This window comes from Spiroplasma diminutum CUAS-1 (genome assembly GCF_000439455.1).
In the GTDB taxonomy this organism is placed as follows: Bacteria; Bacillota_I; Bacilli_A; order Mycoplasmatales; family Mycoplasmataceae; genus Spiroplasma_A; species Spiroplasma_A diminutum.
Genome location: NC_021833.1, coordinates 870,508 through 883,328, shown reverse-complemented (window position 1 = coordinate 883,328; position 12,821 = coordinate 870,508). Strand labels below are relative to the sequence as shown.

The window sequence follows — 12,821 nt, the reverse complement described above, 5'->3', positions numbered from 1 at the left end:
AAAATAAGGAGAAAAGAATATGCCTAGAGAATATAGTTTAGATATGACTCGTAACTTTGGTATTATGGCTCACATTGATGCTGGTAAAACTACAACAACAGAACGTATTTTATTCCACACAGGTAGAATTCATAAAATTGGTGAAACTCACGAAGGTGAATCACAAATGGACTGAATGGCTCAAGAACAAGAACGTGGTATTACTATTACTTCTGCTGCAACAACAGCATTCTGAGCAGATCACAGATTTAACATCATTGATACTCCTGGTCACGTTGACTTCACAGTTGAAGTTGAAAGATCATTAAGAGTTCTTGATGGAGCTGTAGCTGTATTAGACGGTCAAAGTGGGGTTGAGCCTCAAACTGAAACTGTTTGAAGACAAGCAACAACATACAGAGTTCCGAGAGTTGTTTTCGTAAATAAAATGGATAAAACAGGAGCTGACTTTTTATATTCTGTTAAAACAATCGGAGATAGATTGGGAGCAAAAGCTGCTCCAATTCAATTACCAATTGGAGCAGAAGACCAATTCAGCGGAATTATTGATTTAGTTGAAATGAAAGCATGAGGATTTGATGGTGGAGCTGAAGAAGTTGCACAAGCAATCGAAATCCCAGCAGATTTAAAAGAAACTGCTGAACAATTGAGAGCTGAATTAGTTGAAAAAGCTGTTGAATATGATGAAGAATTAATGATGAAATTCTTAGATGGTGAAGAAATCACTATTCCAGAATTAAAATCAGCAATTCGTAAAGGTGTTATATCAGCTGAATTTTTCCCAGTACTAGCTGGGTCAGCTTTCAAAAACAAAGGTGTTAAATTATTATTAGACGCAGTTGTTGATTATTTACCATCACCATTAGATGTTCCTGCAATTAAAGGAATTTTACCAAATGGTGAAGAAGCAGAAAGAAAAGCAGCAGATGATCAACCGTTTGCAGCACTTGCTTTCAAAATTATGACTGACCCATTTGTTGGTAAATTAACATTCTTCAGAGTTTACTCAGGAATATTAACAAAAGGAAGTTATGTATTAAACGCAACTAAAGATAAAAAAGAACGTGTTGGACGTTTATTAAAAATGCATGCCAATAATCGTGAAGAAATTGAAGAAGTTTATGCTGGAGATATCGCAGCTGCTGTTGGATTAAAAGATACAACAACAGGAGATACTTTAACAGATGAAAAAAATGAAATTATCTTAGAATCAATGGTGTTCCCAGAACCAGTTATTCATTTAGCATTAGAACCAAAAACTAAAGCTGATCAAGAAAAATTAGGATTATCATTGAATAAATTATCAGAAGAAGATCCAACTTTCAGAACTTATACTGATGAAGAAACAGGACAAACAATCATTGCCGGAATGGGTGAATTACACTTAGACATTATTGTTGACCGTTTAAAAAGAGAATTCAAAGTTGAAACAAACGTTGGAGCGCCTCAGGTTTCATACCGTGAAACAATTAAAGGTTCTGCAAAAGTTGAAGGTAAATATGTTAAACAATCAGGAGGACGTGGACAATACGGTCACGTTGTGATTGAATTTGAACCAAACCATGATAAAGGGTTTGAATGAGTTGATAAAATTGTTGGGGGTAAAATCTCAAAAGAATACATCAATGCTGCTAGAGTAGGACTTGAAAATGCCTTACAAAACGGGGTAATTGCTGGTTTCCCAATGATAGACGTTAAAGCAACAATTGTTGATGGATCATATCATGATGTCGACTCAAACGAAATGGCATATAAAATTGCTGCATCAATGGCATTAAAAGAAGCTGCTAAAAAAGTTGGACCAGTTCTTTTAGAACCAATTATGTCAGTTGAAGTGACTGTTCCTGATGAATATTACGGAGATGTTATGGGTAACATATCATCAAAACGTGGTCTAATTGAAGGATCAGAACAAAGAGGTAATGCACAGACAATTAAGTCTAAAGTACCTCTATCAGAAATGTTTGGATATGCAACAGAATTGCGTTCATTTACACAAGGGCGTGGAAATTATACAATGATTTTCAGTCATTATAATGAAGCTCCAAAAAACATTGCTGAAGAAATTATTAAAAAACAAGGTAAATAATCCTTGTTCATCAAATAAAAAAAATATTGTACTTTAAAGAAAATGTATTTATAATTATTAGGACACTTGGTCGCAATAAATATAAATAGAACCAAATGGAAGGAATGAAAAAACATGGCAAAAGAAGCATTTGACCGTAGTTTACCTCACGTTAACATTGGAACAATCGGACACGTTGACCACGGTAAAACTACTTTAACAGCTGCAATTACAAAAGTATTAGCAGAAAAAGGTGGAGCAGAATTCAAAGATTACGCAAACATTGATAATGCACCAGAAGAAAGAGAAAGAGGTATTACAATTAATACTTCTCACGTTGAATATAAAACAGAAAACAGACACTACGCACACGTAGACTGTCCTGGTCATGCCGATTATGTTAAAAACATGATTACAGGAGCTGCACAAATGGATGGTGGAATCCTTGTTGTTGCTGCAACTGATGGACCAATGCCTCAAACAAGAGAGCACATTTTATTATCAAGACAAGTTGGAGTACCAGCTATCGTTGTTTTCTTAAACAAATGTGATATGGTAGATGACGAAGAATTAATTGACTTAGTTGAAATGGAAGTTAGAGATTTATTATCTGCATATGATTTCGATGGAGATGGAGCACCAGTTATTCGTGGATCAGCTTTAGGAGCATTAAACGGAGACGCAAAATGAGTTGAAAGAGTAGAAGAATTAATGGCTGCAGTTGATGCATACATTCCTACACCAGCTCGTGATACAGAAAAAACTTTCCTAATGCCTGTTGAAGATGTATTTACAATTACAGGACGTGGAACTGTTGCAACTGGAAGAGTTGAAAGAGGAGTAGTTAGAGTAAACGACGAAGTTGAAATCGTTGGGTTAGTTGAAGAAAGTAAAAAAGTTATTGTTACAGGATTAGAAATGTTTAGAAAATTACTAGACTTTGCTGAAGCTGGAGATAACGTTGGAGCATTATTAAGAGGGGTTGACAGAAACGACATCGAACGTGGACAAGTTCTTGCAAAATCAGGAACAATTAAACCTCATACAAAATTAAATGCATCAGTTTATGCTTTAACACAAGAAGAAGGTGGAAGACACAAACCATTCTTTAACAAATACCGTCCTCAATTCTACTTTAGAACTACAGACGTTACTGGAGAAGTTCACTTACCAAGTGGAACAGACATGGTTATGCCTGGAGATAATGTTGAATTAGTTATTGAATTAATCAAACCAATTGCTGTTGAACAAGGTACAAAATTCTCAATCCGTGAAGGTGGAAGAACTATTGGTGCTGGAACAGTAGTTTCAATTGTTGAATAATTTAAATAAATAATGAAAAATTCCTGTTAGGGAATTTTTTTGATTTTATTCTATAATAATATTAATCAAGAGGGAGTTATTATGGATATAGATAGACAATATAAATTTATATATAAAACTAAGTACTCATGAGACATAAGAATTAAGAAATTTTCTGAAAACTATTTAATAAAATTAATAAATAAATTTGAATATAATAGAACTAAATTAACCTATTTAGATATTAAAAATAGAAATGACATTATTTCAGGTACTTATCTACTTTATTCAATAATAAATGATAAACCAAAGTTTTGTTATATTGGAGAATCTAAAAATGTTTATTTAAGATTTAAACAACATATTAATGGTTATTTGAACGGTAAAGATAAGCTATATTCAAAAATAAGAAAGAGAGTTAAAAATTTAGAAGATATTACTTTTCTTGTTTTAAATGAAATTGAAGATCAAAATAAAAGATTAATGAAAGAAACGTATTATATATATGCAACAAAATCTAAATTCTTTTCTTTAAATTCAAAATTAGTTAGTCGAAGAATGAGATGTCCAAATAATCATGGATGTGTAAAGAGTCGATTAGCATATGATAAGAATTCTGAAAAATTAAAATTACTAATTTATGGAAATTGTAAGAATAAGGAATGTAAAACCACCTTTCTAATAAAGTAATTAAAAAAGTGATATTATTAACTTGTAAATTAAAAGGAGAATTAAAAATGATAACAAATAACGCAAAACAATTTACATTAACATTAAAAGCAGTTAATTCAAAAGATAATTTGAATGATTTAATTGTAAAAGAAAATGGAGCTACAACATTAATTAGTGAAGAAAATACACTATATTACTTTTTAAGTGATAAACCTTGTCTTATTGATTTAGGTAATTCATTAGAAACAATTATTAAATCAAGTAAATATGATTTAAACATTGATGTTGAATCATTTGCTTCAAAATTTGAAAACGCAAATGACGCATTTCAAAAAGTTGTTGAAACAGTAATGTTTGGAGCACACAAAGAATTTGAAATGAAAGAAAAAGATTCAAATCCAAAATCATTTAATTTTGTATATGATGCTAAATTTAATTCAATTTATGAAGCATCAGCAATTAAAATGGAATACTTAAATTTTGCAAGAGATTTACAAGATCTACCACCAAACATTGGAACATCAGTTGAAATTGCAAATAGATTAGCAGAAAAAGCTAAAGAAATTAGTGATATTAAAGTTACTGTTTATGATAAAAAACAAATAGAGTCTATGGGGATGGGATTATTACTTGCAGTTAATGCTGGAAGTAATGTTGAACCAAGAGTTGTTGTAATGGAATATAATTCAGATCCATCACAAAAAAGAACAGCTTTAGTTGGAAAAGGAATCACATTCGATTCAGGGGGATATAATTTAAAACCTTCAAACTTTTTAGATAATATGAAATTTGATATGTCAGGAGCTGCAATTGTTTCTTCAACAGTTATGGCGCTTGCTAAATCAAAAGCAAAAGCAAATGTTGTTTCAGTTGCACTTTTAACAGACAATAGAATTGGTGGAAAAGCAACATTAACAGAATCAGTAATTAAATCAATGAATGGTAAAACTGTAGAAATTAATAATACAGATGCTGAAGGAAGATTAGTATTGGCTGATGGAATTACTTATGCAGTAAGAGAAGCAAAAGCTGACAGAGCAATTACAGTTGCAACATTAACAGGGGCTATTGTTATAGCTTTAGGAAGATGATTTACAGGAACATTTTCAAAAAATGATGAATTCTATTCTGAATTTGAAAAAGCAGCAGTAAAAGGTCAAGAATCAATTTGAAGACAACCTTTAATTGGAGAACATTTAAAAGCAATGCAAGTTTCAAAAATTGCAGACTTAACAAATTCAGAACCAGGTAGAGAAGCTGGTTCATCAACTGCAGCTGCATTCTTGGATTCATTTGCAGAAGAAAAAGAATATATACACTTAGACATTGCAGCAACAGCTGATGCAAATAAACGTGGTAGAGCACCAATGTTGAAAACAATGTTTGAATTATTAAACAAATAGTAAAGAAAATCTCGTTTAGAGATTTTTTATTTTATATAATAGATTTATGAAAAGAAAAGAAGCACAAGAAAAATACAAATGAAATTTCTCACATTTATATGAAAGTTTTAATGATTGAAAAAAGGATTTAGACAAAATAAATAAAATTGATGATGAAATTATAAAGTTAAAAGATAATTTAAATAAAAAGGAAAATTTCATCAATTACTTAAGTTTAGAAAAAGAAAAAGATTTAATTTTAGCAAAATTAAATCAATATGCTCACTTAATTGATATTGACCAAACGAATAATGAAAATCAGGAGTTAAATTCTATTTTGGAGGATTTTTATCAATTATCAAGTATAAAAACTTCCTTTTTATTAAATGAATTTAAAGAAATAGGTAAGGAAAAAATAATTAATTGATTAAAAGAAACTAAAAATGAAAGTTTCATTTATCGTTTTGAAACCTTTTTTAAATCTTCAAAATTTATTCTTTCAAAAACTGAAGAAGAGTTAATGAGTAAACTTTCTAGAAGTAGAAGTGCTGTTGGTAATCTATATGATTCACTTGCATATGCCGATAGACAAAATAATAAAATCATTTGAAATGAAAAAGAAATTGAACTTAATTCAACTATTTATAGAGAAATAATGGAGGATTCAAAACCATTAGAAGATCAAGAAAAGAGAAAAGAAGCCCAAGAACTATACTTTAATAACTTTAGTTTAAGAAAGCATAGTTTTGCAAAAATATATGAGGCAATAATTCAAGAACAAAACGAAAATAAAAATGTAAGAGGATATAAATCAATTCTAGAAATGAATTTATTCGATGATCAAGTAAGTGAAGAAATTTATCTTAAATTAATAGATTTTGGTAAAGAGACTATAGGTTCTTTTAAAAAATATAATAATTTAATAAAAACTGCTTATAAATTTGATAAATTTTATTCAACAGATAGATTATTAAAAATAACAAAAAATTATAATAGAACATTTGAAATTGAAGATGGAATTAATATTGTAAAGGAATCACTCAATGTACTAGGAGAAGAATACGTATCAAAATTGAATATCGCTTTTAAAGATAATTTAATTGATTATTTTGAAGATGAAAATAAATCAGATGGTGCATATTCATCTGGAGGAAATGGAGTTGAACCAATAATTTTAATGAATTGAGATTATAAACTTGGTTCTGTAAATATTTTAGCTCATGAAATTGGACACTCAATACATACTTTATTTGCAGACGAATCTCAAAAATATCCTTTGAATAATTACCCCATTATTTTGGCTGAGGTTGCCTCAACTTTTAATGAACACTTGTTGTTTGACCATTTATTTTCAACTACAAATGATCTTGAAGAGAAAAAATATTTAGTTCAACAAAGATTGTTTGATTTAATTTCAACTTTTTACAGACAAATTCAATTTGCAGATTTTGAATATTGTGCACATAAGCTTATTGAAGAAGAAAAGCCAATTACAACTGAAGTATTAAATAATTTATATATACAAAAGGAAAATGAATTTGGATATGATGATTTTGATGATAAAGATGATTCAAAATATTCATGACCATATATTTCTCATTTCTTTCAATCACCATTTTATGTTTATAAATATGCACTTGATTTAGTAGCAAGTTTTAAAATATATAATGATTTTAAAAATGGGAATAAAAACAGTATAATTGATTTTTTAAAAAAGGGAGGTTCAAAAAAACCTTTGGATATTTTAAAAGAAGTTGGTATTGATTTTACCAATAAGGAAACTTATTTACCATTAGTAGAAGAGATTGACAGATTAGTTCTAGAATTAGAAAAAATGATAAAATAAAAAAACTGAAATTCCAGTTTTTTTATTTTATACTTCTAGTCCTCTAAGAAGTTTTTCTAAATATTCTCCAACTCCACCTTCGTCATTGGTTAAATTTGTAATACCTGCAGCTATATTTTTAAGCTCAGTGTTTCCATTTTTCATAGCAACACCATATCCTACTTTTTGTATCATTTCATAATCATTCATTTGATCACCAAATGCAATAACATCTCGTATATCTTTGTTATAATATTGAGCTAAAATATCAGTTACAAAACCTTTATTAACAATTTTATTTGTCAAAGTAACCATCAATTTTGAGGCATTGCTTAAATTTCCATAAACATTTCCTGATTGTATTTTTATTGTATTTTTAAATTTTTCAAGAACTCTTAAAACCTCATCTTTATTATCTTCTGTATCAATAAATAAAACAACGTTTGTTGCAGCTCCTTGTCAATTTTCATATGGGTTTATTACTTTATATTCATCATCAGCTACATCATCTAAATGAAAGAAATTTTCAACGAATTCATCTCTTTCTTTAACCATTGCCTTATTATAAGACTCAACTAGTATATTTGAAATACTAGCTTTAATTTTTGGGTGATTCATTATTTCTATAACAATTTCTTCACTTATTGGAAAAACAATTCTTTTAAATTTTTTTGAAATTGGATCGTGTATATGAGCACCATCAAAATTTGTTAAAAGTGTATTTAATCCAAGCTCATTGTAGAATCTAATACTTGCTCTATGAGGTCTTCCAGTTATTATACAAACTTCATGACCTTCTTCCCTTGCTTTAATTAATGCATTTCTCGTGATTGAATGAATTTCTTCACCGTTTGACATTAAAGCAGTACCATCTAAGTCTATTAAAATTAATCTTTTTTTTGATAAGTGTTGTAGTTGCATTTATACCAATTCCTTACTTTTTATTTGATTACTTAATAATGGTACATAATTAATAACAAAAAATCATTTTTTTAATTAATTTTGGAAAATTTTTGAAAAAAAATTTCATATATTAAAAATTTTCCCCAAATTAAAGAAAAAAGTTTTAAAATATAAGAGTATAGAAGGGAAGTATACGAATGTTTATATATAAGACTTCTTGTGTTGATCCAGCTTTTAATTTAGCTACAGAAGAATATTTTGTAAAAACAAGAAAATACGATGAGCCTATTCTATTTTTATGACAAAATGACAACACAATTGTTGTTGGTAGAAACCAAAATGCAGCTTGAGAAATAAACTTACAAAACGCACAAAAGGATTCTGTGAATATTGTTAGAAGAAATAGCGGTGGAGGAACTGTATTTCATGATTTAGGAAATATGAACTTTAGTATTATATACACTGATATAAATAATACTGCAGTTTCATTATTCTCTACAATGTTAGAACCTGTAATTAGCACATTAAACAAATTAGGTGTTCCAGCTAAGTTTTCTGGAAGAAATGATATTGAATTAAATGGAAAAAAAATATCTGGAAATGCAATGTGAAAATATGAAGATAGATTTTTACAACATGGAACAATATTATTTAATTCAAATTTAGATAAATTGACAAATTATTTAACTGTTGATAGAGCAAAAATTCTTTCAAAGAATATAAAGTCTATTGCAGCAAGAGTTACAAATGTTAATTCTGAGGTTGAAGAAAAAATTGATATTCAATCTTTTATGGATCAATTAATTGAAACATATAAAGGATTAAACGAAATTAATACTATTGAATTAAGTCAAGAAGAGATTGATGAAATTAAATCTCTTAGTGAATCAAAATTCAAAAATTCTGATTGAAATTATGCAAAAAATGCAGATTTTGATTATAGAAATAAACAAAGGCTTGAAGGTAAAGGTTCTGTTGAGGTTCTGTTAAGAATAGAACAAGGAGTTATCAAAGGAGCCAAATTTTATGGAGACTTCTTAGGGTTTGAAGGAACAGAAGAAGTTGAACAAAATTTAATAGAAGTTAAATATGAAACATTTGCCTTGCAAAAGGCGTTGGAAAATTCAAATATTAAGGCAATATTTGGAGAAAACTTTACAACCCAAGATATCTTGGATTTATTAATACAATAGGAGGTAAAAATGAAATTTATAGGAAAATTTGATCCATTAAAGGACGAAATTGTTCGTGTAATGGATAAAGACGGAAAAATTATTGATGAAAAATTAATGCCTAAAATGACTGAAAAAGAAATGGTTGAAGCATATAAAATGATGAATCTTTCAAGAAGACAAGATGACTTTCAAAATAAAGCTCAAAGACAAGGGAGATTGTTATCATTCCTTTCTTCAACAGGACAAGAAGCATCAGAAATTGGTTATACTTTACCATTAATTAAAGGTAAAGATTGATTTGCTTCAGGTTATAGAAACAATGCTGCATGATTAAATGTTGGAATGCCAATGAAAAATATTATGCTTTATTGAATGGGAAATGAATATGGAGGACAATCACCTGAAGGTGTAAATTCATTGCCACCAAATATTATTATTGGTTCTCAATTTTCTCAAGCAACAGGTATAGCTTTTGCAGAGAAATATAGAGGAACAGATGGTGTTGCAGTTACTACTACAGGAGATGGTGGAATGAGTGAAGGAGAAACTTATGAAGCAATGAACTTTGCAAAATTACATGAGTTACCAGTTATTTTTGTTTGTGAAAATAATAAATGAGCTATTTCAACACCATATAAAAAATCTACAAAATCATTAAATATAGCAGTTAAAGGTCTTGCAACTGGTATGCCTTCAATTAAAGTTGATGGAAATGATCTTTTAGCAGTTTATGCAGTTGCTCAAGAAGCAGTTGAATATGCAAGAGCAGGAAATGGACCAGTATTTATTGAATGTGATACTTATAGATTAGGAGCTCACTCTTCATCAGATAATCCAGATATTTATAGACCTAAACCAGAATTTGAAGAAGCACTTACAAAAGATCCATTAATTAGAATGAAAAAATACTTAGTTGATAAAAAATTATGAGATGACAAAAAACAAGAAGCTTTAGATAAAGAACAAGATGAATTTATTAGAGCAGAGTTTGATTGAGCAGAAGCAAATAAATCTTATGAATTAGAAGATGTATTTAACTTCCAATTTGCTGAAAAAACTCCAGAATTAGAAAGACAGTATAAGGAAGCTAAAGAATTCTTTACAAAATATCCAGAAGTAGCTAAAGGAGGACACCATTAATGAAAGTATTAAATAATGTTAAAGCAGTTTCAGAAGCACTTGAAGTTGCAATGGAAAAATGAGATGACGTAGTAGTTTATGGAGAAGATGCTGGTTACGAAGGTGGAGTATTTAGAGCAACTGAAGGGTTACAAGCAAAATTTGGAGAAAGAAGATGTTTTGATGCTCCAATTTCAGAAGCTGTATTTGCCGGGGTAGCTTTAGGTATGGCTATAAATAAAATGAAACCAGTTGTTGAATTACAATTTGAAGGTCTGGGATGACCATCATTACAAAATATTTTAGGACATATGGGTAGAATGAGAAATAGAACAAGAGGGAAATATCCAACTCCTGTTGTTATTAGAATGCCTATGGGTGGAGGAATTAGAGCTCTTGAATTGCACTCTGAGGCAATGGAAGCAATGTATGCACATACTCCAGGAATAAAAGTAGTTTGTCCTTCAACTCCTTATGATACAAAAGGTTTAATATTAGCAGCAATTGAATCACCAGATCCAGTTATTGTTTTTGAACCAACAAAATTATATAGAGCTTTCAAACAAGAAGTTCCAGAAGGATTCTATACTGTAGAAATTGGAAAGGCTTTCAAAATTCAAGAAGGAAATGACTTAACAGTTGTTACTTATGGTGCACAAACAGTTGATTGTCAAAAAGCTATCGATGAATTTGAAGCAAATAATCCAGATGTTACAATTGAATTAATTGACTTACGTTCAATTCAACCATGAGATAGAGATATGATTTTTGAATCTGTTAAAAAAACTGGAAGATTATTAGTAGTTCATGAAGCTATTAGATCATTTTCAGTTTCATCAGAAATTATTGCATCAGTAAATGAAGAATGTTTTGAATATCTAAAAGCACCTTCAATGAGATGTACAGGTTATGACATTGTTATACCATTTGATTCTGGTGAAGCTTATCACCAACCTCATCCAAAAAAAATACTTGTTAAAATGGAAGAAATTTTAAATTACAAATTTTAAATAGTAATAGGAGAATTAGAAATATGTTTAAAGTAAAATTCGCAGATATTGGAGAAGGTTTAACAGAAGGTACAGTTACTGAAGTTTTAGTTAAAATGGGTGATGAAGTTAAAATGGGTGATGCTCTTTTTAATGTTGAAACTGATAAAGTTACTTCAGATATTTATGCACCAGTTGATGGAAAGATTGCAAAGATTTTAATCTCAGCAAATCAAGAAATTAATGTTGGTGATGTTGTTATAGAAATTGATGATGGAAAAGGTGATTCTGTTGAAGAGCCAAAAGCTGAAACTAAAGTTGAACCTGTTGAGGAAAATGCTTCAGTTGTTGGAGCAACACCAGTTTCAAATGAAGTTATATCAAGAATAGCAAGAGAAGTTGCACCAAACCAATCACTATCAAATCAACCAAGCATTATTGATAATAGCAATGTTGATGTAAAAGCATCACCTTTAGCAAGAAAAGTTGCTGCAGTAATGGGAGTTGATCTTTCAAAAGTTAGTCCATCAGGACCAAATGGAAGAATTTTAGTAGCAGACGTTGAGTCATTCTCAGCAAATCCACAAGTTGCTTCAACACCAACTGCACCTCAAATGGTTGCTCAAAAGGGACCAGCAATTGATTACTCAAATCCATTAATTTCAGTTCCTGAAATTAATGAACCTTTAACATTTGAATCAAAACCATGAAATCCAATTAGAAAAGCAACTGTTAAAGCTATGGCAACCGCTCATGAAAAAGTTGCTGGATTTACTGGATTAAGAAATTTAGATATTACTGAATTAGTAAATATTAGAAAACAACTTAAAGGTCATGCAGATTCATTAAGAGTTAAATTAACTTACTTAGCATTTATTATTAAAGCTAGTGCAAATGCTTTGAGAGATATGCCAAATTTAAATGTAAGAATTGATGAAGAAAATAAAGCAACAAAATTTGCACAACAAATTAATATTGGTATGGCATGTGATACACCAGATGGTTTAATGGTACCTGTAATAAAAGGTGCAGATAAATTAAGTGTTTTACAAATTGCTGTAAAAATAAATGACCTTGCAATAAAAGCAAGAAGTAAAAAATTAGCATCCTCAGAAATGAGTGGAGCTACTTTCACAGTTACTAACTTTGGAGCAGTTGGTTTAGATTATGCAACACCAATTGTAAACTTTCCTGAATCAGCAATCTTAGGAGTTGGAACAATTACAAGAGCTCCTGGGGTTATTAATGATGAAATTGAAGTTAGAGATTATATGCCATTCTCAATAACTGCAGATCATAAAGTAATTGATGGAGCAGATGCAGGAAGATTTTTAACAAGAATAGCTTACTATTTACAAAATCCTGCAACTCTATTAGTTTAGGAGA

Annotated in this window: 10 protein-coding genes; 9 read left to right on the top strand and 1 reads right to left on the bottom strand. The window is 29.7% G+C overall.

All coding sequences use genetic code 4. The features are described from left to right. Positions 1 to 19: 19 nt before the first annotated feature. The 5 genes from fusA to pepF all read left to right on the top strand — a co-directional run bounded on the left by fusA (position 20) and on the right by pepF (position 7,270). Positions 20 to 2,089, top strand: a complete 2,070-nt coding sequence (gene fusA, locus SDIMI_RS04130) for an elongation factor G (protein ID WP_020836731.1) — start codon at positions 20 to 22, stop codon at positions 2,087 to 2,089. Positions 2,090 to 2,203: 114 nt separating this feature from the next. Further along, entirely contained in the window at positions 2,204 to 3,391 is a 1,188-nt protein-coding gene (tuf, locus tag SDIMI_RS04125; RefSeq protein ID WP_020836730.1) for an elongation factor Tu, read from the top strand. 81 nt (positions 3,392 to 3,472) lie between these two features. Further along, complete coding sequence (locus SDIMI_RS04120) at positions 3,473 to 4,060, top strand: GIY-YIG nuclease family protein (protein ID WP_020836729.1); 588 nt, start codon at positions 3,473 to 3,475, stop codon at positions 4,058 to 4,060. 47 nt (positions 4,061 to 4,107) lie between these two features. Next, positions 4,108 to 5,445, top strand: coding sequence for a M17 family metallopeptidase (locus SDIMI_RS04115; RefSeq protein WP_020836728.1), 1,338 nt, complete (start codon positions 4,108 to 4,110; stop codon positions 5,443 to 5,445). A gap of 46 nt (positions 5,446 to 5,491) precedes the next feature. Further along, a complete protein-coding gene (gene pepF, locus SDIMI_RS04110; RefSeq protein ID WP_020836727.1) occupies positions 5,492 to 7,270 on the top strand; it encodes an oligoendopeptidase F in 1,779 nt (592 codons plus the stop codon). 27 nt (positions 7,271 to 7,297) lie between these two features. Here pepF and SDIMI_RS04105 read toward each other — a convergent pair whose 3' ends face one another. Then, the gene (locus tag SDIMI_RS04105) at positions 7,298 to 8,170 is read right to left on the bottom strand and encodes a Cof-type HAD-IIB family hydrolase (protein ID WP_020836726.1); all 873 of its coding nucleotides are present in this window, start codon (positions 8,168 to 8,170) and stop codon (positions 7,298 to 7,300) included. Between the two features lie 179 nt (positions 8,171 to 8,349). On the opposite strand from SDIMI_RS04105, the gene SDIMI_RS04100 reads away from it, so the two are divergent. The 4 genes from SDIMI_RS04100 to SDIMI_RS04085 are packed head-to-tail and all read left to right on the top strand — an operon-like array spanning position 8,350 to position 12,817. Continuing rightward, entirely contained in the window at positions 8,350 to 9,345 is a 996-nt protein-coding gene (locus SDIMI_RS04100; protein ID WP_020836725.1) for a lipoate--protein ligase, read from the top strand. A gap of 9 nt (positions 9,346 to 9,354) precedes the next feature. Further along, positions 9,355 to 10,467: a pyruvate dehydrogenase (acetyl-transferring) E1 component subunit alpha gene (gene pdhA, locus SDIMI_RS04095; RefSeq protein WP_020836724.1), complete on the top strand. Its 1,113-nt coding sequence runs from the start codon at positions 9,355 to 9,357 to the stop codon at positions 10,465 to 10,467. After that, complete coding sequence (locus SDIMI_RS04090) at positions 10,467 to 11,456, top strand: alpha-ketoacid dehydrogenase subunit beta (RefSeq protein ID WP_020836723.1); 990 nt, start codon at positions 10,467 to 10,469, stop codon at positions 11,454 to 11,456. The genes pdhA and SDIMI_RS04090 overlap by 1 nt, the downstream gene beginning before the upstream one ends. A gap of 23 nt (positions 11,457 to 11,479) precedes the next feature. Next, entirely contained in the window at positions 11,480 to 12,817 is a 1,338-nt protein-coding gene (locus SDIMI_RS04085; RefSeq protein WP_020836722.1) for a dihydrolipoamide acetyltransferase family protein, read from the top strand. Positions 12,818 to 12,821 lie beyond the last annotated feature (4 nt).